This is a genomic window from Comamonas sp. GW821-FHT11H03 (genome assembly GCF_058807955.1).
In genome coordinates this window covers 93,678-112,435 of record NZ_JBXARF010000013.1, presented here as the reverse complement: position 1 = coordinate 112,435, position 18,758 = coordinate 93,678, and the positions used below count along the sequence as shown (strand labels likewise).

Annotated in this window: 16 protein-coding genes and 1 pseudogene; 10 read left to right on the top strand and 7 right to left on the bottom strand. The window is 61.8% G+C overall.

All coding sequences use genetic code 11. The features are described 5' to 3' along the window. From AC1RTQ_RS22805 to cydX, 8 genes and pseudogenes are all read left to right on the top strand, one after another. Positions 1–110, top strand: a pseudogene (locus tag AC1RTQ_RS22805) (electron transfer flavoprotein subunit alpha/FixB family protein); the annotation flags it as partial. Between the two features lie 140 nt (positions 111–250). After that, entirely contained in the window at positions 251–1,381 is a 1,131-nt protein-coding gene (locus AC1RTQ_RS22800) for an ABC transporter substrate-binding protein (RefSeq protein ID WP_492879132.1), read from the top strand. A 282-nt stretch (positions 1,382–1,663) separates the two neighbouring features. Continuing rightward, a complete protein-coding gene (locus AC1RTQ_RS22795; protein WP_302089739.1) occupies positions 1,664–2,620 on the top strand; it encodes an NAD(P)H-dependent flavin oxidoreductase in 957 nt (318 codons plus the stop codon). A gap of 240 nt (positions 2,621–2,860) precedes the next feature. Continuing rightward, complete coding sequence (gene cydD, locus AC1RTQ_RS22790) at positions 2,861–4,594, top strand: thiol reductant ABC exporter subunit CydD (protein WP_492879130.1); 1,734 nt, start codon at positions 2,861–2,863, stop codon at positions 4,592–4,594. After that, positions 4,591–6,315 carry an amino acid ABC transporter ATP-binding/permease protein gene (locus tag AC1RTQ_RS22785; protein ID WP_492879127.1) on the top strand — a complete coding sequence of 575 codons (1,725 nt, stop codon included), beginning with the start codon at positions 4,591–4,593 and terminating at the stop codon, positions 6,313–6,315. The genes cydD and AC1RTQ_RS22785 overlap by 4 nt, the downstream gene beginning before the upstream one ends. Before the next feature lie 31 nt (positions 6,316–6,346). Next, positions 6,347–7,936 carry a cytochrome ubiquinol oxidase subunit I gene (locus AC1RTQ_RS22780; protein WP_492879125.1) on the top strand — a complete coding sequence of 530 codons (1,590 nt, stop codon included), beginning with the start codon at positions 6,347–6,349 and terminating at the stop codon, positions 7,934–7,936. A 13-nt stretch (positions 7,937–7,949) separates the two neighbouring features. Further along, positions 7,950–9,104, top strand: a complete 1,155-nt coding sequence (gene cydB / locus AC1RTQ_RS22775) for a cytochrome d ubiquinol oxidase subunit II (RefSeq protein ID WP_302089743.1) — start codon at positions 7,950–7,952, stop codon at positions 9,102–9,104. Between the two features lie 104 nt (positions 9,105–9,208). Beyond that, positions 9,209–9,349 (top strand): cytochrome bd-I oxidase subunit CydX, encoded by a 141-nt coding sequence (cydX, locus tag AC1RTQ_RS22770; protein WP_003053063.1) that lies wholly within the window; start codon positions 9,209–9,211, stop codon positions 9,347–9,349. Between the two features lie 72 nt (positions 9,350–9,421). Here cydX and eda read toward each other — a convergent pair whose 3' ends face one another. The 6 genes from eda to AC1RTQ_RS22740 form a co-directional block, all read right to left on the bottom strand. Next, positions 9,422–10,069 (bottom strand): bifunctional 4-hydroxy-2-oxoglutarate aldolase/2-dehydro-3-deoxy-phosphogluconate aldolase, encoded by a 648-nt coding sequence (eda, locus tag AC1RTQ_RS22765; protein WP_492879122.1) that lies wholly within the window; start codon positions 10,067–10,069, stop codon positions 9,422–9,424. Beyond that, positions 10,054–11,901, bottom strand: a complete 1,848-nt coding sequence (edd, locus tag AC1RTQ_RS22760; RefSeq protein WP_492879120.1) for a phosphogluconate dehydratase — start codon at positions 11,899–11,901, stop codon at positions 10,054–10,056. The genes eda and edd overlap by 16 nt, the downstream gene beginning before the upstream one ends. Positions 11,902–12,000: 99 nt before the next feature. Continuing rightward, a complete protein-coding gene (locus AC1RTQ_RS22755; RefSeq protein WP_492879118.1) occupies positions 12,001–13,008 on the bottom strand; it encodes a TRAP transporter substrate-binding protein in 1,008 nt (335 codons plus the stop codon). Between the two features lie 121 nt (positions 13,009–13,129). Next, complete coding sequence (locus AC1RTQ_RS22750) at positions 13,130–14,410, bottom strand: TRAP transporter large permease (protein ID WP_492879116.1); 1,281 nt, start codon at positions 14,408–14,410, stop codon at positions 13,130–13,132. Positions 14,411–14,416: 6 nt separating this feature from the next. Beyond that, entirely contained in the window at positions 14,417–14,923 is a 507-nt protein-coding gene (locus AC1RTQ_RS22745) for a TRAP transporter small permease (RefSeq protein ID WP_492879114.1), read from the bottom strand. 20 nt (positions 14,924–14,943) lie between these two features. Next, positions 14,944–15,480 (bottom strand): gluconokinase, encoded by a 537-nt coding sequence (locus tag AC1RTQ_RS22740; protein WP_302089749.1) that lies wholly within the window; start codon positions 15,478–15,480, stop codon positions 14,944–14,946. A gap of 182 nt (positions 15,481–15,662) precedes the next feature. Here AC1RTQ_RS22740 and gntR point away from each other — a divergent pair, with 182 nt between their 5' ends. Continuing rightward, on the top strand, positions 15,663–16,736 hold the full coding sequence (gene gntR, locus AC1RTQ_RS22735) for an HTH-type transcriptional regulator GntR (RefSeq protein WP_492879112.1): 1,074 nt from the start codon (positions 15,663–15,665) through the stop codon (positions 16,734–16,736). 10 nt (positions 16,737–16,746) lie between these two features. On the opposite strand, the gene AC1RTQ_RS22730 is transcribed toward gntR, so the two are convergent. Continuing rightward, positions 16,747–17,331, bottom strand: a complete 585-nt coding sequence (locus tag AC1RTQ_RS22730) for a GbsR/MarR family transcriptional regulator (RefSeq protein WP_492879110.1) — start codon at positions 17,329–17,331, stop codon at positions 16,747–16,749. A gap of 250 nt (positions 17,332–17,581) precedes the next feature. Here AC1RTQ_RS22730 and AC1RTQ_RS22725 point away from each other — a divergent pair, with 250 nt between their 5' ends. Further along, entirely contained in the window at positions 17,582–18,754 is a 1,173-nt protein-coding gene (locus AC1RTQ_RS22725; protein ID WP_492879108.1) for an acyltransferase family protein, read from the top strand. Positions 18,755–18,758 lie beyond the last annotated feature (4 nt).

Sequence of the window (18,758 nt, the reverse complement as noted above, 5' to 3'; positions counted from 1 at the left end):
TGATCGTGGCGATCAACAAGGACCCGGAGGCACCGATCTTCTCGGTGGCCGATTACGGTCTGGAAGCCGATCTGTTCACGGCCGTCCCCGAACTGGTCAACGCGCTGTAATTTGGCGCACATCAAAAGAGGGGCTTCAAGCCCCTCTTTTTCCGTGGGCGCCTGGCTCGTACAGGGCAGGTCATCAACAATAATTCGGCAGTTGCATGGGCGCTTCATACCCACTGCATTGATGGAGAGGGAGACTCTGAATGAATCGCAAGCATTGGGTGTTGGCGCGAGCCGGTTTGGTCGCCATGTGTGCAGGTGCTGCTTTGGTGGCGCAGGCCTGGACGGTAGGGCAGGTAGCTCCGATGTCCGGGGCCGAAGCCAGTCAGGGGCGGGCCTATGCGCAGGGCATGCGTCTGTACTTTGACCAGATCAACAAGGCAGGTGGTGTGCAGGGCCAGCCTGTGGAGCTGGCCGTGCTCGATGATGTGGGCCATCCCGAGGAGACCGTGGCCAAGACGCGCAAGCTGCTGAGCGAATCCAAGCCCGTGGTACTGGCAGGCTATTTCGGCAATCGCAATCTCTCGGCCTTGCTGCAAAGCAAGGCTCTGGATGGCTCGCAGATTCCGCTGGTGGGTTATCAGAGCACGGACACCCGTGTACTGGCATCTCCCCAGATGTTCTCCACGCGTGCTGGGCTTGCCGAGCAGGTCGCAAAGATTTCCACGCACCTGGCCACCGTAGGCATCACGCGGCTGGCGTTGGTGTTCGAGGAGCGTCCCGATGCGCAGGAGCTGACGGCTTTGGTGACCAAGGCCGTGAACCCCAGCGGGGCCAAGCTGGTGGCATCGGCCATGCTCAAGAGCCGAGGCGGCACGGACAAGGCTGTGCAGGAGCTGCAGGCCGCGAAGACTTCGCCTCAGGCCATTCTGTTGGTGGCTTCCAGCCCTGCCACGGCGGCATTTGTCGAGGCATATCGCATGGAGGGCGGTACCGCTCAGGTCTATGCCACGGCCGAGGCCGATATCGAGCAGTTGGCCAAGCGTCTTCCTGTGGAGTACATGAGCGGTCTGTCGATTGCCCAGGTCGTGCCCAGTCCCTACAAGGTATCGGGCAAGCTCAACAAGGAGTTTCGCGATGCGACGATTGCTGCAGGCAAGACTCTGGACGTTCCGGTGAGTTTCGCCATGATGGAAGGCTATGTGAATGCCAAGGTCATCGTGGAGGCCATGCGTCGCAGCCAGCCGGTGACGCCGGAAAAAATGAGTGCTGCCTTGCGCGGACTGGAGTCTTATGACCTGGGCGGCTACTGGGTGAACTTCAAGCCCGGGCAAGTGGGGTCCAAATATGTGGACCTGTCCATCGTCAATGCCGCCGGGCGCGTGACGCAGTAAGAAACCAAGGCCTGACGCAGCACCGCGTTCAGGCCTTTTTTGCGGCCGCTCCCATCACGATGCTCCTGCGTGCACAGAGAAGGCAAAAACTGTTGCCCTGGGGACAGGGAGTGGAGCCATGGCAGGCGAAACTGGCCAAGGCCAGTCGGACGGCTTCACCGTCGGCACAGGGGTGCAAACAGTGAGCCGCCCTTCGAACTGCTTCTGAAATAAGAGCTGCCTGCGTATTTGGAACAAACGCTACAGCCCTTTTTATTGATAAAACGAAGAAGGAGACAACACATGTCCAAGCTGCCACCCGCCCTCAAAAAGCTGGCTTTGCCTGTCATCGGCTCGCCGCTTTTCATCATCAGCAATCCCAAGCTTGTCATCGAGCAGTGCAAGGCCGGTATCGTCGGCTCCATGCCTTCTCTCAATGCCCGTCCGGCCGAGCAGTTGGAGGACTGGCTGGCAGAGATCACCGAGACTCTGGCTGCCTGGGACAAAGCCCATCCCGATCGTCCTTCGGCACCATTCGCCATTAATCAGATCGTGCACAAGAGCAATGACCGTCTTGAGCACGACATGCAAGTCTGCGCCAAGTACAAGGTGCCCATCATCATCACCAGCCTGGGCGCGCGTGAAGATGTGAATCAGGCCGTGCATAGCTGGGGCGGTGTGGTGCTGCACGACATCATCAACAACAAGTTTGCGCGCAAGGCCATTGAAAAAGGTGCCGATGGCCTGATCGCCGTGGCAGCCGGTGCTGGCGGCCATGCGGGTGTGAAGAGTCCATTTGCCCTGGTGCAGGAAATTCGCCAATGGTTTGACGGTCCTCTGGCGCTGTCCGGCTCGATTGCCACGGGTGGCTCGATTCTGGCGGCCCAGGCTATGGGTGCGGACTTTGCCTATATCGGATCGGCCTTCATTGCCACGGACGAGGCGCGCGCCGTCGAAGCCTACAAGCAGGCGATCGTCGAGGGCAACTCCGACGACGTGGTCTACAGCAATCTGTTCACAGGCGTGCATGGCAACTATCTGGCGCCTTCGATTCGTGCGGCCGGTCTGGATCCGGAAAACCTGCCTGAATCCGACCCCAGCAAGATGAACTTTGGCGGCGGTGCGCAAAAGGCCTGGAAGGATATCTGGGGCTGCGGCCAGGGCATCGGTGTCATTGACAAGGTGCAGTCCACGGCGGAGCTGGTGGCTCGCCTCAAGCGTGAGTACGCCGACGCCAAGGCAAGCCTGCTGGTTGCCTGAGGCAGTTCACTATCTTTGGTGCCAACGGCGTCTTCGGACGCCGTTTTTTATGGGCAGCTTGCTCGCTTGATGTTGCTCAAGCACGACTTTATCAAGGGTTAACCCTTGTTAAATCACATCGGAATTGATGCGTATCAATGTAGGCCTGGTCCTGCAATTGGCTTTTGCATATCAAGTCATGATGATTGTCAAAAGAAGAGTAGTATTCCGTTAATTTCAGTAAATACTGAAAATTGAGAAATGCAACACACCCCTTCTTCCTCCTCCGACAATCGGACCGATACAGCACATGCCCAGTTGGCGAGCGTCATCCGTCGCCCCAGCGCGGGTGCTGTGTGGCAGGTGTTTGCCGGGCTGATATGGCTGCCGCAGGCAGCCTTGCTGGCCTGGGCTGTGCAACTCATGGCCAATGGTCAGGGCATGGCGGCCGTCTGGCCCATGGCGGCGGGCGTGTTGTTGCTGGGCTTGCTGCGAGCTTGGGCAGAAGGTCATGGCGGCATGCTGGCCAACCGTGCAGCGCGCGCGCAGCTCAGCAGCTTGCGCGCACGGGTGGCGCAGTCGCTGGCTCAGGCATCGCCGCTGGACAAAAGCCGACCAGCCTCGGGTCAGGCCGCCAGCGCCATGGCCGAGCAGGCCGAGGCCATTGTTCCGTGGCTGGCGCGTTACCAGAGCGCGATGTGGCGTGTGCGTCTGCTGCCATTGGTGATTCTGGCTGCCGTGGCCTTGCAGTCATGGGTAGCGGCTCTAATTTTAATGGTTGCCGCGCCGCTGATTCCGCTCTTCATGGCGATCGTGGGCTGGCGTGCCAAGGCGGCCAGCGAAGAGCAGATGCTGCAACTGGGCCATATGAACGCGTTCTTGCTGGACCGCCTGCGCGGCCTGAGCACGCTGCGTGCTCTGCATGCCGTTGAGCTGACGGGCCAGCGGCTGCGTGACCATGCCGAAGACCTGCGCACCCGCACCATGCGCGTGCTGCGCATTGCCTTTCTGTCTTCTGCGGTGCTGGAGCTTTTCTCGGCGCTGGGCGTAGCCATGGTGGCCGTCTACATAGGCTTTCACCTGCTGGGCACGCTGAATTTCGGCGCCTGGGGCGGCAAGCTCGGTCTGGGTCAGGCCATGTTCGTGCTGCTGCTGGCACCGGCATTCTTCGAGCCGCTGCGCGATCTCTCGGCCGTCTGGCATGACAGGGCCGCCGGCGAGGCAGCACTGCAGACCTTGCAGAGCATGCAGGCTCAGTCCGTGCAGATTGTCGGTGCACAGCATCTCGTCGATCCGGTGCTTCCGGTAAAGGCAGCCTTATCGCCTGTCCGGCCTGTGTCCGTCTGCATTACCGACCTTGAGGTTCAGGCGCCGGGCAGCGACTCCCGGCTCGCCCCCCTGTCTTTGCAGATAGAGGCTGGAGAGCATGTGGCGCTGTGGAGTCCCAGCGGCAGCGGCAAGTCCGTGTTGCTGGCGCAGATTGCCGGCCTTTTGCCGGTGCAGCAAGGCCGTATCGAGGTCGATCGCAGAGTGCTCGATGCCCACAGCGCAACGCAGCTGCGCCAGCGCATGGCCTGGCTGGGTCAGCTGCCCCATGTCTTTGCTGGCTCGGCCGCGCGCAATATCGCGCTGGGGCGCAGCTCTGTAGGGCCCGAGCAGGTTGCCCAAGCCACGCAGCAGGCGGCGCTCGATGAGACCCTGGCGCATCGCCCAGGCGCAAGCCTGGGTGAGGGCGGTGCAGGTCTTTCCGGTGGCGAGGTGGTGAGGCTGGCTCTGGCGCGCATGGCCGCGCAGACGCAGGCCGGACTGCTGCTGGTCGATGAACCTACTGCTCATCTTGATCCCGAGACAGCCGCCCAGATCACGCAGTCTCTGCGCCATCTGGCCAGGGGGCGCACCATGTTGGTCGCCACCCACGATGCGCAGCTAGCCGCGGCCATGGATCGCGTGATCGAGCTGCCGCTGCTGCGACGAGTGCAGGAGCAGAGCGCATGAAGCAGCAAGCCATTTCAATGCGCGAGATGCTGGCCACGCTGGGCCAGATGGCGCAGCGCAAGCTCTGGCTGGGTGGAGCCGCCCTGGCAGCGCTCACTGTGCTGATGGGCATGGCTTTGCTAGGCTTGTCGGGCTGGTTCATCACGGCCACGGCCCTGGCCGGGCTGGTGCCAGCCACAGCCCTGGTGTTCGATGTGTTCATGCCGTCGGCCGGCATTCGCCTGCTCGCCGTGGGCCGCACCGGTGCCCGCTATGCCGAGCGCCTGGTAACCCACGATGCCACGCTGGCCGTGCTGGCCTCTTTGCGCCAGAGACTGTTTCTGAGCTGGGCTCGCCCGCAGGGTGCCCGCCTGCTGCTGCAGCGCCCGGCAAGGCTGTTGCAGCGTCTGACCGCCGATGTAGATGCCTTGGACAATCTTTATCTGCGCCTGCTGGTGCCTGCCGTAGCGGCGCTGGGCGCGGCCTTGCTGGCGGCTCTGGCCTACGGAGTCATGCGCTGGTGGCTGGGTCTGTTGACCCTGGCGTGGCTGCTGCTGACTGGCTGGGGCATTGCCCTGTGGCATGGTTTGCGCAGCCGCAAAGCCGCCGTACGCCGCGCCATGGCGCTGGAAGCCATGCGCGCCCAGACCGTGGATCTGGTTGCCGGTCAGACCGAGCTGCTGATGGCAGGCCAGTTGCCTGCCCAGGTGCAGCAAGTGCTGCACAGCGATGCGCGCTGCGCCCAGGCCGATGAGCGGCTTTATCAATCCGAAGCTGCTGCCGCCCAGGCTTATGGTGCGGTGTCTGCCATTACCTTGAGCGCATCCGTGCTGCTGATGGCCTGGTTGATGGAGCAGGGGCGCATCAACGCGCCGGTTGCTGCGCTGGGTATTTTGCTGGCACTGTCGGCAATGGAGCCGTTTGCAGCTCTGCGCAGAGGGGCAGAGCAGGCCGGGCGTACCTGGCTGGCGCTGCGCAGGCTGGCTCCGCCGCTGGCGGCCAAGGTCGAAGCGGCAGAGAACCCGCAGCAGCCCATGCAGAAGCTGGCCGTCAGCCTGCAGGCTGTCCGGCTTCGTCAATTGGGGCCGATAGACCTGAATGTGCGCCAGGGCGAGCGCGTGGCGCTGATCGGCAGCAGCGGTGCAGGCAAGACCAGTTTGCTGCATTTGATGGCGGGTGAGCTGCAGCCGCACGAAGGCGTGGTTCAGGCCCGCAGCTGCAGCTGGATGACACAGCGAACCGAGCTTTTTCAGGACAGCCTGCGCAACAACCTGAGGCTTGCAGATGCCGATGCCGACGACGAGCAACTGTGGAGCGTCCTGCAGGCTGCAGGTCTTAGAAGCGACGTCATGGCCCTGCCACAGGGGCTGGACACCATGCTGGGTGAAGGAGGCATGGGTCTGTCCGGAGGCCAGTCGCGCCGGCTGGCACTGGCCAGACTGCTGCTGAGCCCAGACCGCTGTTGGCTGCTCGATGAGGTGACCGAGGGACTGGATGCCGTCACTGCTGCCGATGTGCTGAAGCGGTTGGTGCAGGCGGCTGAGTGTGGTGCGCGAACGCTGATTTTTGCCACGCATTGGCAGCGTGAGGCGAGCCTCGCCGACCGCATTGTGTATCTGCAGGCAGGACAGGTGAGGGCGCAAGCCCTGCGTGGCACCCCAGAGTTTGAGCAGCTGATGGCAAGGCTGCGACCCGATGCGCTGGGTGCTGTTGCACCGCAGTACATATGTTTTTCCGATTGATTTTTGAAGTACCGAGAGAAAGGACCTGACCATGGACCTCGATATCGTCGATTTATCGCGACTGCAGTTTGCGATAACGGCGCTCTACCACTTTCTGTTTGTGCCGCTGACACTGGGCCTGTCCATACTCGTCGCCATCATGGAGACGGTGTATGTGATGACCGGACGTGCCATCTGGCGCGACATGACCAAGTTCTGGGGCGTGCTGTTCGGCATCAACTTCGCCATGGGTGTGGCAACCGGCGTGGTGATGGAGTTCCAGTTCGGCATGAACTGGAGCTACTACAGCCACTATGTGGGCGACATCTTTGGTGCGCCGCTGGCGATCGAGGGTTTGATGGCCTTCTTCATGGAGGCGACCTTTGTCGGCCTGTTCTTCTTTGGCTGGGATCGCCTCTCCAAGGTCAAGCACCTGATCGTCACCTGCCTGATGGCTGTAGGCACCAACTTCTCGGCGCTGTGGATTCTGGTCGCCAATGGCTGGATGCAGAACCCCGTGGGGGCGACGTTCAACCCCCAGACCATGCGCATGGAAGTGAATGACTTCTTTGCCGTGCTCACCAATCCCGTGGCGCAGGCCAAGTTCGTGCACACGGTGTCGGCGGGCTACGTCATGGCCTCGCTGTTCGTGCTGGGCATTTCGGCCTGGTATCTGCTCAAGGGGCGTCACATCCATCTGGCCAAGCGCTCGATGACGGTGGCCGCATCCTTTGGTCTGGCTGCTTCGCTGTCGGTGGTGGTGCTGGGTGACGAATCCGGCTATCTGTCATCCGAACACCAGAAGATGAAGCTGGCGTCGATCGAAGCCATGTGGGAGACCGAGCCCGCACCGGCCTCTTTCACGGCCATTGGCTTCCCCGACCGCGAGGCACGCGAGACCCACTTTGCCGTCCACATCCCGTGGGTCATGGGCCTGATCGGTACGCGTTCGCTGGACACCCAAATTCCCGGCATCAACGAATTGGTCAAGAGCGCCGAGGGCAATATCCGCAACGGTATCGACGCCTACGACGCGTTGCAGACCATTCGCAAGGCCAGGACCGATGCCGAGATTCCCGCCGAGGCACGCCTGCGGTTTGAGAACAATGGCGCCAATCTGGGCTACGCCCTGCTGCTGATGCGCTATGTGGATGATCCACGCAAGGCGACCGAAGCGCAGATCCACCAGGCGGCAACGGATACCGTGCCGCCGGTGGGGCCGCTGTTCTGGACCTTCCGCATCATGGTGGCCCTGGGCATGTTCTTCATCATGCTGACCGGCACCTTCTTCTGGCTGGCTGCCCGCCACAGGCTTGATGCCTACCCCTGGCTGCTCAAGGTTGCCGTGTTCTCGATTCCGCTGCCCTGGATTGCCGCCGAATGCGGCTGGGTGGTGGCCGAGCTGGGTCGCCAGCCCTGGATCATCGAAGGCGTGCTGCCCACGGCCATGGCGGTTTCCAATCTGGGTGCGAAGACGCTGTTGCTGACCATTGCCGGTTTCGTGCTGATCTATACCGTGCTGCTGGTTATCGAGCTCAAGCTGATGGTCAAGGCCATCAAGAAGGGCCCCGAGCATGAGAGCGAACCCCACCTCAGCCTCTACGAACCCATGATCAAGAAGCTGGCACGCGGCCAAAGCTGAGAGGAGCAATCAAATGATCTTGCATGAACTGATTTCATATGACGTGCTGCGCCTCATCTGGTGGCTGCTGCTCGGCGTGCTGCTGGTGGGCTTTGCCGTCACCGACGGCTTCGATCTTGGCGCCATGGGCCTGCTGCGGGCCACGGCCAAGACCGATGTCGAGCGCCGCACGGCCATCAACTCCGTCGGCCCCGTGTGGGAAGGCAATCAGGTGTGGCTGATTCTGGGTGGCGGCGCCATCTTTGCAGCCTGGCCTCAGCTTTACGCCGTGTCCTTTTCGGGCTTTTACCTGGCCATGTTTGCTGTGCTGGTGCCGCTGATCCTGCGTCCCGTGGCGTTCAAGTTCCGCAGCAAACATGAAGATGCGGCCTGGCGCAACCGCTGGGACTGGGTGCTGTGCATCACGGGCCTGGTGCCTGCCCTGCTGTTCGGCGTGGCCGTGGGCAACGTGATTCTCGGCGTGCCATTTCGTCTGGGTGACGATATGCGCATTTACTACGATGGCAGCTTCTTTGGTCTGCTCACGCCTTTCGCACTGCTGTGCGGTCTGGTCTCGCTGTCCATGCTGCTCATGCATGGTGCGGCCTGGCTGATGTTCAAGACCGAAGGCGAAGTCGCCAGCCGCGCTGCCAGGTACGGCACATGGTTTGCCGTGTTGACCACCGTGTTGTTTGCGGCCGCCGGCCTGTGGCTGGCTACGGGCATCAACGGCTATGTGATTACCAGCGAGATCAACCCCGTCGGTCCCTCCAACCCCTTGAACAAGACTGCAGCCGTGGCGGCCGGTGCATGGATGGCCAACTTCAAGTCCTATCCCTTGCTCTGGCTGGTGCCTGGTATCGGTCTGCTCATGCCGCTGATCGTGGCCATCGGCTTGCGCAGCCGTCGCGAGTGGCTGGCGCTGATGGCAAGCGGCCTGGCGATTGCCGCAATCATCCTGACTGTGGGCGCAGCCATGTTCCCCATGATCCTGCCCTCCAGCATTGATCCACGCTTCAGTCTGACGGTCTGGGACTCGTCCTCCAGCCATGTCGTGCTGTTCATCATGCTGGTTTGCGTGCTGATCTTCCTGCCGTTGATCCTGGCCTATACCAGCTGGGTGTACTCGGTGCTGCGAGGCAAGGTGGACGTGAAAGCCATCGTGACCGGCCAGGGCCACTCGTATTGAGATGGGATGCCCCTCAGACGCTCTGCTGCGTTCTTCAGTCTGTGTGAGGGGCGATTCGAATATTGTTGGCCCATGCATTGGATGGGCCGAATGAAAGGAAATTTATGTGGTATTTCGCCTGGTTGCTGGGTCTGCCGCTGGCAGCAGCCTTTGCTGTGCTCAATGCGATCTGGTTCGAGCTGATGGATGACGAGGCAACGCGTCGCAAGCTTCTGGAGCGAACCAAGTCGCTGCCGGACGCCTGAGTCGCCAAGACGAGGAAAAGCCCGGTCGGCTTGCGCTGACCGGGCTTTTTTATGGACCAGGCCTTGTCCTGCTCAGGCCGTGCGGGAGCCTCTCAGCGCTTGCGTAGCCCGAGCCAGCTCGGTGATCAGCGACCAGTTGCCACTCTCCACGGCATTGGCGGGGACCAGCCAGGAGCCGCCCACGCAGACCACATTGGACAGCGCCAGAAACTCCGCCGCGTTGCTGGGCGAAATGCCGCCCGTGGGGCAGAAACGCAGCTCCCCGAACGGACCTTGCCAGGCCTTCAGCATCTGGATGCCGCCGGACTGCACGGCGGGGAAGAACTTGAGCTCGGTAAAACCGTCTTCCTGAGCCATCATGATTTCGCTGCTGGTTGCGACACCGGGCAGCAGCGGCAGGTCCAGATCGCGGCAGGCCTGGCCCAGCTTGCCGGTGTAGCCAGGGCTGACGGCAAACCTGGCGCCGGCCCGAGCTGCCGCTGCGGCATCGGCCGCATTGCGCACGGTGCCCGCACCGACGATGGCTTCGGGCAGTTGTTTGGCGATGGCTTCTATGCAGGCCAGACCCTGAGGCGTGCGCAGCGTGACCTCCAGAACCCGGATGCCGCCTGCCAGCAGTGCTTTGGCCATGGGCACTGCATGTTCCGTGCTGTGCAGCACGATGACCGGAATCACCGGTGCATCCTGCATGATGGACAAGGCGGTCATTTGAGCAGCCATGTGCAAGCTCCTTCTTCTGCGCTCAGCGCATTGCGCCGGAATCCGGCAAACAGTTCACGGCCCATGCCGCGGTGATTGGCGTGCTGCAGCTCGGCGGGCATGATGGCCAGCGGTCTGGCCTCCCATTCGGCATCGGTCAGCTCGGCCTGCAGCAGACCGGCGGGGGCGTCGAGCACCATGATGTCGCCGCTTTGCACCTTGGCCAGCGGGCCGCCTGCCAGTGCTTCGGGACTGACATGGATGGCTGCCGGAACCTTGCCCGATGCGCCGCTCATGCGGCCGTCGGTGACCAGGGCCACGGCATAGCCCTTGCCCTGCAGAACGGCCAGCGGAGGGGTGAGCTTGTGCAGCTCGGGCATGCCGTTGGCCTGCGGCCCCTGCCAGCGCACCACACAGACGATGCCATCGAAGCCATTGGTCTGGCAGGCCTGCTCCAGCGCACCGGATTGGAAGGCCGCCTGCAGCTCATCCTGGGAATCAAAGACCCATGCAGGTGCCCGCAGTGTGTGGCGATCTTCCGGTACGGCGCTGATCTTGATGACACTGCGGCCCAGATTGCCTTTGAGCAGCTTCAACCCACCCGTAGGGCTGAAGGGACGACTGGCGGGGCGCAGAACAGTGTCATCGCCGGAGATGCCCGCATCCTGCCAGTGCAGCTGATGGTTTTCGACATGGGGAATGCGCCCGAAGGCGGCCAGCCCTTCGGGCCTCACCGTGAGCACGTCGCCATGCATGAGTCCGGCCTGCAGCAACTGGGCGATCACGTAGCCGGGGCCGCCTGCGGCCTGGAACTGATTCACATCGGCGCTGCCATTGGGGTAGACGCGGGCCAGCAGAGGAACCACTGCGGACAGCTGCTCGAAATCATCCCAGTCGATGACGATGCCGGCAGCTCGGGCCACGGCGACCCAATGGATCAGGTGGTTGGTGGAGCCGCCGGTGGCCAGCAGGGCCACCATGGCGTTGACGATGCAGCGCTCGTCTACGACATGCCCTATGGGGGCAAAGCGGCGGCTCCGGGTGATGGACAGCACGGTGCGCATGGCTTCGCGCGTGAGCAGTTCGCGCTCGGTGTCGGCGGGGTTGATGAAGGCTGTGCCGGGAACATGCAGCCCCATGGCTTCGAGCAGCATCTGATTGCTGTTGGCCGTGCCGTAGAAGGTGCAGGTGCCCTGGTCGTGATAGGCCGCATTTTCTGCCGCCAGCAGCTCCTGCCGGCCGACCAGTCCCTGCGCCGCCTGCTCGCGCACCTTGGCCTTGTCGCTGTTGGACAGGCCCGAAGTCATGGGGCCGGCAGGCACGAACACCATGGGCAGGTGGCCGAAATGCAGAGCGCCGATGAGCAGGCCGGGAACGATCTTGTCGCACACGCCCAGCATCAGGGCCGCATCGAATGTGTCATGCGTGAGAGCCACGGCGGTGGACATCGCAATCGTGTCGCGGCTGAACAGGCTCAGCTCCATGCCCGGCATGCCCTGGGTCACGCCGTCGCACATGGCGGGCACACCGCCGGCCACCTGGGCCGTGGCGCCGTTGCGTCTGGCTTCATCTTTCAGAATATCGGGGTAATGCGCAAACGGCGCATGGGCGGAGAGCACATCGTTATAGGCCGTGACGATGCCGATATTGGGGCCTTTTTCCTCAACGATGCGAATCTTGTCCGTGCCGGGCAGCGCCGCAAAGGCATGGGCCACATTGGCGCAGCCCATGGTGCGTACCTGAGGAGGGCGCGAGGCCATGGCATCGACCTGTGCCAGATAGTCGGAGCGGCTGGCGCGGCTGCGCTCCTGGATGCGCCGCGTCACCTGGTCCAGAACGGGGTGAAGTGCCATGATGAAAGTCCTTGGGCAGCAATGCCTGTGCTTCGGGCGCAGGCATTGTCTTGGAATGAGTCAGAGCCATGCGTGGGGCATGGCTCCATGGTTGCGCGCTTATTTGGCGCGGGCTTGCTTGACAGCGGTCTGCACAGAGTCCCAGGTGCCTTGACCTACGGATTTGGCAATGCCGGCATTGACGGCGCCGAGCTTGTCGCGCATGCGACTTGCTTCTGCGGCCGGCAGTTCGTTGACCTGCATGCCTTTGGTCTTGATCTCGGCCAGAGCCTTGGCGGCTTCTTCGCGCGTGTCCTTGCGCTCGAATTCACGGCTCTTGATTGCAGCGTCCTGCAGCACCTTCTTCTCGGCAGGGCTCAGCGTGTCCCACCACTTCTTGCTGACCGTCACGATCCAGGGGCTGTAGACATGGTTGGAGACGGTCAGGTACTTCTGCACTTCATAGAACTTGCTAGAGAGCACGGTGTTGAAGGGGTTTTCCTGACCGTCCACGGCCTTGGTTTCCAGCGCCGTGAACAGCTCGGAGAAGGGCAGGGGAACGGCATTGGCGCCCAGGGTCTTGAAGCTGTCCAGGAAGACATTGTTCTGCATCACGCGCAGCTTCACGTCCTGCAGATCTTCCAGCTTGGTGATGGGGCGCTTGTTGTTGGTCAGATTGCGAAAGCCGTTTTCCCAATAGACCAGACCCACCATGCCTTTGGGCTCCAGGCTGGCCTTGACCTTCTCTCCCACGGGGCCGTCCAGCACGGCATCGGCCTCCTTGGTGTTGGCAAACAGAAAAGGGGTGTCCCAGATCGCCATTTCGGGCGACAGGCCCACCAGCGTGGCGGTGGAGCCGACCATCATTTCCTGGGCACCGCCGATCAGGGCCTGCTGCATCTGGGTGTCCGAGCCCAGTGAGGCGTTGCCGATGGCGCGGACCTTCATCTTGCCGCCGCTGGCCTTTTCCACTTCCTTGGCGAACATGCGCACCGCACGACCCTGGTTGGAGTCTTCCACCAGGCCATAGCCGAACCGCACCAGGCGGGGTTTGAAGTCCTGCGCCTGAACGGCGCCTGCGGCCAGCAGCATTGCCGTGAGTCCTGCGACTGCAAATTTGATACGCATACCCGTCTCCTTGCTTGTTTGGGCCTGGGCCCTTTGATGAAATTGGAACTGCCGTGATGCGCTTGATTGCAGTGCGCACCATGCTATGAATTTAAGAGCTTTCATGAATCGAATGCCGTTCTCAGTGCATCCATTTGAGCGGGCCCGTGACCAGCTGAGGGAAGATCACGAAGAGCACTGCCAGCAGCACATAAACCATCAGGAAGGGATTGGTGCCCTTGATCACGGTCTCCATGCGCAGCCTGCCAACCCCGGCCACCACGTTCTGCACCGTGCCCACCGGAGGGGTGATCAGGCCGATACAGCCCACATAGATGAACATGAAGCCGAAGTACACCGGATCGATGCCGGCCTTGACGGCCAGCGGCGCGCAGACCGGACCGAAGATCAGAATGGTCGGGGTCAGATCCATGGCGGTGCCGACCACCAGCAGGAAGAGCATCATCACGGCCATGAAGAGCATGGGCTGATCCAGCAGGCCCGAAAAGCTGTCGGCCAGCATATTGGGCAGGTCGGCGAGCGTGATCATGTAGGCGGTCACAGTGGCCGCACCGCAGAGGAACATCACCACAGCGGTGGTCTTGGCGGCGCCCAGAAAGACTTCGTAGAGCCTGCTCCAGCTCATCTCCCGATAGACCACCATGGACACGAACAGCGCGTAGACCGCAGCCACCACGGCGGCTTCGGTCGGTGTGAAGACTCCGCCCTTGAGGCCACCCAGAATGATGACCGGCATCATCATGGCCCAGAAGCTCTTGACCAGTGCCTTGACGCGAAGACCCCAGCTCACGCGTTCACCCGAGGCCAGCTGGTATTTACGCGCGATGAACCACCAGGCGGCAATCAGAAAGCTGCCCATGAACAGGCCGGGAACCACTCCCGAGAGAAACAGCTTGCTGATGGAGGTGTTGGTGGTGACGCCGTAGATCACGAACGGCATCGAAGGCGGAATGATGGGGGCGATGATACCGCCCGAAGCCAGCAGACCGGCGCTGTAGCTGTCAGGATACTTCTGGTCGCGCATCATCGGCAGCAAAATGGTGGCCAGCGCGGCCGTGTCGGCAATGGCCGATCCGCTCATCGAGGCCAGCAGCACGGCTGCGCCGATGGCCACATAACCCAGGCCGCCCGGAATGTGACCGACGAAGGCGCGGGCCAGATCGATGATGCGGCGCGACAGGCCGCCGGCATTCATCAGCTCACCCGCGAGGATGAAGAAGGGCACGGCCAGCAGCGGGAAATTGTCGAACCCGGCTTGCAGATTCTGGGCGAGCAGCTGGGTGTCGAAAAAGTCCAGGTGCCACATCAGTGCGACACCGGTGAGTATCAGTGCATGGGCAATCGGCATGCCGATCACCATGCCGCCGATCAGCACGGAGAGAAAAATCAGGGTGACGATCATGGCGTCTTACTCCACGCTGGTTTCAGAAGACTCGGTCGGGGTGCCGCGCAGCATGTCGCGCACCACGACCAGCAGCATGCCTATGGCCAGCACCAGCGTCGCCGCTGCACCCAGAGCCAGGGGATAGCCCAGCACGGTGCTGTAGCTGCTCCAGCCGGCAATAACCTGCTCCCAGGAGCCCCACAGCAGCAAGGCCATGCAGGTACCGATCAGCAGCTGCGAGACCCAGAACAGAACTTTGCGGGTGATCGGGTCGACCCGCGATGTCACCATGTCGAAGCCCAGATGGGCGCCTTCAAAGGCCGCCACGATGGCACCGATGGCCACCAGCCACACAAACAGCAGGCGCGAGATCTCCTCATAGGAGACGATGCTGGTGTGGAAAACGTAGCGCAGCACCACGTTGACGAAAACGGCCACCACCATGCCGGCCAGGGCCAGCACCATCAGGCCTTCGGCCAGGCGCTTGAGCCATGGCTTGCGAGCCTGTGCCTCTTTGTGATCTTCAGACATTGGCTGTCTCCTGCTGTTTTTTATGCTTGGGACTCGCGCCTTGCCCATTGCCGAGCCTTGAGCGCGATGTCGTTGAGGTTCATGGTGGCGCTGACGGTCAGAACATCGGGCTCCTGACGCGGGTCTTCCAGTGTCGTGAACTGATTGGCCACCAGGTCGGGCGAGAAGAAATGCCCGGGTCGGGTCTGGACGCGTTCCAGGGCCGTGGCGTAGTCGAGATCGAGAAACACAAAACCCAGCTGCTGGGCGCTGCGCAACTGGTCGCGGTACTTGCGCTTGAGCGCCGAGCAGGTCAGCACCAGGCCGTGTTCGGCATCTGCCTGAGCCAGTCGCTGCGCCAGACGCTCCAGCCAGCCTTCGCGGTCGGCATCGGTCAGGGCAATGCCGGCCTGCATCTTGGCCACGCTCTGAGGGGAGTGGTAGCTGTCTCCTTCCACCAAGGCCCACCCCAGTTGACGGGCGATGGCTTCTCCTGCGCTCGATTTGCCGCAGCCGGAAACTCCCATGACGACCAGTGCCGACAGGGTGCCCTGGGGCTGGATCTTGCTTTGAATCATTTTTGGATAGCGCTATCCGATGTGGTTAAAAAATGAGCAGCCTGGTGCTTTCTGCGATTGGCTTCAGACCTTGGTCGAAGGCAAGTCAGTGCTTTCATCAAGCTGCTTTTTCAGACTTCATTTCAAGTCTGGATAGCGCTATCATACCCAAAAGACCTCAGGCATTTGATTAGGAGATTCCCTTGCCTTCCGAGACCCATACCAAGAGTGAATCCCCGGCCGACAGCGCTTCTTCAAGGCGATCTCGTGCCAGCGGGCGTGTCACCCTCAGCGATGTGGCACAGGCTGCAGGCGTGAGCCCGATGACGGTCTCCAGAGCCTTGCGCGGAGAGCGAAGAGTGGCTGCTGCCCTGGTCGATAAAGTGCGCGAGGTTGCGGCTTCTCTGGGTTATGTGCCTGATCTGGCAGCGCGTGCACTGGCCTCGCAAAAAAGCACCCAGGTGCTGGTGCTCGTGCCGATGCTCTCCAACACCTTGTTTGTGGAGGTCCTGGAGGCTGTGCACAAGGTGCTGTTTGCCCAGGGCTATCACATGCTGATCGGTGTGACTCACTACGACCCGGCGGAAGAAGAGCAGCTGTTGAGGGCCTATCTACCCATGCGGCCTGCCGGCCTGTTGCTGACCGGCTTTGACCACAGCGAAGAGTCGCGGAAATTATTGGCTGCCAATCCCGTGCCGCGCGTGCATCTCATGGAGTTGCGCGATCCCGGCACCGCTTCCGATTGCTACAGCGTTGGTTTTTCTCAGATTGCAGCGGGCGCTGAAATGACCCGTCATCTGCTGGACAAGGGATACAGACGCATCGCTTTTTGCGGAGCCCAGCTCGATGCGCGTGTCATGCAGCGCCTGGAGGGCTATCGGCAGGTACTCAAACATGCGGGTCTGTATGACCAGAGTCTGGAGATTCTCAGCCCCGAGCGCTCATCGCTGGCGCTGGGTGCAAGGCAGTTCGAGACGCTTCTCAAGGCCCGCAACACGGTTGATGCCATCTTTTTCTGCAACGACGACATTGCACAAGGCGCGTTGCTGGAGGCCAACCGCATGGGGGTCAAGGTGCCGCAGCAGGTGGCGATCGCCGGGTTCAACGACCTGCCTGGCAGTGATCAGATGGTGCCGCCTCTGACTACCATCCATACACCCAGAGATGAAGTGGGCAGAAAAGCTGCCAGCATGCTGCTGCAATTGCTGGCAGGAGACACCGTCAGAGAGGCCAGCGTGGATCTGGGCTTCAGGCTGGTGCCCAGGGCCAGCACCTGAGTGGTCGGTGTCAGGCTTCCGTGCCTGACTTGCCTCGCCCGATAATCTTGTCCTTCAGGTCCAGCAGTCGCGTCACGGCCGAGCCCATGCCCATGAGCTGCATGGCGGTCTCTGGCGACAGACGCTGCACATCGTCAAACCAGCTCATCAGCTTGTCGATGAGTTCGTGCATATCGCGCATGCGCTGCTGTGCGTAGCGTTCTTCGTCGGTGCTGGCTTCTTCCATCATGGCAGCGCGCAGCATGGATTGCGTGGGTTCGATCTCTCGGCGGCGGCGCTCTTCGGCCAGTCGCTTGAAGATTTCCCAGACATCCTCGGGTGCCTGGAAGTACTCGCGCCGGTCGCCGGGCTGGTGACGCAGCTGAACCAGCCGCCAGGCCTGCAGCTCCTTGAGCCCCATGCTCACATTGGAGCGAGAGAATTCCAGTGTGTCGGCAATCTGGTCTGCGTTCAGCGGTTCGGGCGAAATGAACAGCAGGGCATAGATCTGCCCCACGGTGCGATTGATGCCCCAGCGGCTGCCCATCTCGCCGAAATGCGAAACAAATTGTCGGCTCAGCTCCGACAGTGGTTTGGCTTGCGTCATGGCCTCCATTGTGCCTTTGCCCGGGGTTTCCAGTGGGGCAGGGAAATCAAGCCGGAGTGCAATCGCTCTGTTTTTTTCATGCTTGGCGCATGAAGCCCCCTCAGATATGTTTCGTAAAACTTGCAACGCTGTCAGCAAATTGTTGGGAATCGGCGCAAAATCGCCATCCTGTTTTAAGTCGGCTTTTTTACGTTGCCTGTTGCCGGGCAAACTCACCCTGTCGCCGGGCAGCCCATGGGCTGCGGGCGGCCGTGATCTGATGGCTCAAAGTTATAACTCCTCTCATTCCCGTAGCGCCCTGATCGACTGCACCAAAGGCCTGGCTTGTGCGGCCATCGTCTGGCATCACCTGGCTTTCTACGGTCCCATGTCCGATGTGGCTCACCCCGTCATGCCCGATCTGCTGGACTGGCTCTATGAGTACGCCCGCATGGCCGTGCAGATCTTTCTGGTGATCGGCGGCTTTCTGGCTGCTGCCAGCCTTGCTCCGCAAGGGCTGGCACGGTTTGATTCGCCCTGGTCCAAGATCGGCAAGCGCTTTGTGCGCCTGGTCGTGCCTTATGCCGTGGCATTGGTGGTGACGATTGTGGTGTCTGCGGCGATTCGTCCCTGGTTCGACCACGAGTCCGTGTCTGCCGACCCCGGTCTATGGCAGCTCATGGCCCATGCTTTGCTGCTGCAGGGCATTGTGGGCGAGGAGTCACTGTCGGCTGGCGTCTGGTATGTTTCCATCGACTTTCAGCTGTTTGCGGGCACCGTGTTGCTGCTGGCCGGCGTGCGCTGGCTGCAGCAATGGGCGCTGAAGCGCTGGGGCGATATGGCCATGAAGCGCTGGTGGCCCTGGGCCGTGACTGGCATGCAGGGGCTGGTGGTTGTGGGGACGGCAGCTTCGTTGCTGAGCTTCAATCTCGATGCTGACCTGGATGTCTGGGCGATTTATTTCATGGGCGCTTATGGCGTCGGCATGATGGCCTTCTGGGCAGTGGCGGCAGACAGGCGCCTGACGGCCTGGAGCTGGGGCCTGCTGATTGCTGCAATGATCATCGGCGCGCTGGTCTATGAGTGGCGCGACCGCATTTTTCTCGCCGGCGTGACTGCGATGCTGCTCATCGTCTGCATGCGTACCGAGGCCATTGCCCGCTGGCAGGGTCTAGCTCCGCTGCGTCGCCTGGGAGAGATCTCCTACTCGGTGTTCCTGATTCACTTTTCGATCTGCCTGCTGGTCAATGCGGTGGTCAACCATTTCTGGCATGGCTCGGTCACTGCTGCGGTGGTGGGCATCCCGTTTGCCTTTGTGCTTTCACTGACCGCCGGCTACGCGCTGTACCAACTGGTGGAGCGCCATGTTTCGTCATGGAGTCAGGCTCTGCGCTGGCAGGCAGGCTTGATCGGCGCGGGTCTGCTGACCACCATGGTGGCGGGCTTGCGCTGAGTCT

Bases quoted from the DNA above. Each gene is read 5' to 3' on its own strand.
- AC1RTQ_RS22780 (WP_492879125.1), top strand. From the start codon at position 6,347: ATGGACCTCGATATCGTCGATTTATCGCGACTGCAGTTTGCGATAACG.
- AC1RTQ_RS22800 (WP_492879132.1), top strand. From the start codon at position 251: ATGAATCGCAAGCATTGGGTGTTGGCGCGAGCCGGTTTGGTCGCCATG.
- cydB (WP_302089743.1), top strand. From the start codon at position 7,950: ATGATCTTGCATGAACTGATTTCATATGACGTGCTGCGCCTCATCTGG.
- cydX (WP_003053063.1), top strand. From the start codon at position 9,209: ATGTGGTATTTCGCCTGGTTGCTGGGTCTGCCGCTGGCAGCAGCCTTT.
- edd (WP_492879120.1), bottom strand. From the start codon at position 11,901: ATGGCACTTCACCCCGTTCTGGACCAGGTGACGCGGCGCATCCAGGAG.
- AC1RTQ_RS22795 (WP_302089739.1), top strand. From the start codon at position 1,664: ATGTCCAAGCTGCCACCCGCCCTCAAAAAGCTGGCTTTGCCTGTCATC.
- AC1RTQ_RS22755 (WP_492879118.1), bottom strand. From the start codon at position 13,008: ATGCGTATCAAATTTGCAGTCGCAGGACTCACGGCAATGCTGCTGGCC.
- AC1RTQ_RS22725 (WP_492879108.1), top strand. From the start codon at position 17,582: ATGGCTCAAAGTTATAACTCCTCTCATTCCCGTAGCGCCCTGATCGAC.
- cydD (WP_492879130.1), top strand. From the start codon at position 2,861: ATGCAACACACCCCTTCTTCCTCCTCCGACAATCGGACCGATACAGCA.
- AC1RTQ_RS22745 (WP_492879114.1), bottom strand. From the start codon at position 14,923: ATGTCTGAAGATCACAAAGAGGCACAGGCTCGCAAGCCATGGCTCAAG.
- AC1RTQ_RS22730 (WP_492879110.1), bottom strand. From the start codon at position 17,331: ATGGAGGCCATGACGCAAGCCAAACCACTGTCGGAGCTGAGCCGACAA.
- eda (WP_492879122.1), bottom strand. From the start codon at position 10,069: ATGGCTGCTCAAATGACCGCCTTGTCCATCATGCAGGATGCACCGGTG.
- AC1RTQ_RS22785 (WP_492879127.1), top strand. From the start codon at position 4,591: ATGAAGCAGCAAGCCATTTCAATGCGCGAGATGCTGGCCACGCTGGGC.
- AC1RTQ_RS22740 (WP_302089749.1), bottom strand. From the start codon at position 15,480: ATGATTCAAAGCAAGATCCAGCCCCAGGGCACCCTGTCGGCACTGGTC.
- AC1RTQ_RS22750 (WP_492879116.1), bottom strand. From the start codon at position 14,410: ATGATCGTCACCCTGATTTTTCTCTCCGTGCTGATCGGCGGCATGGTG.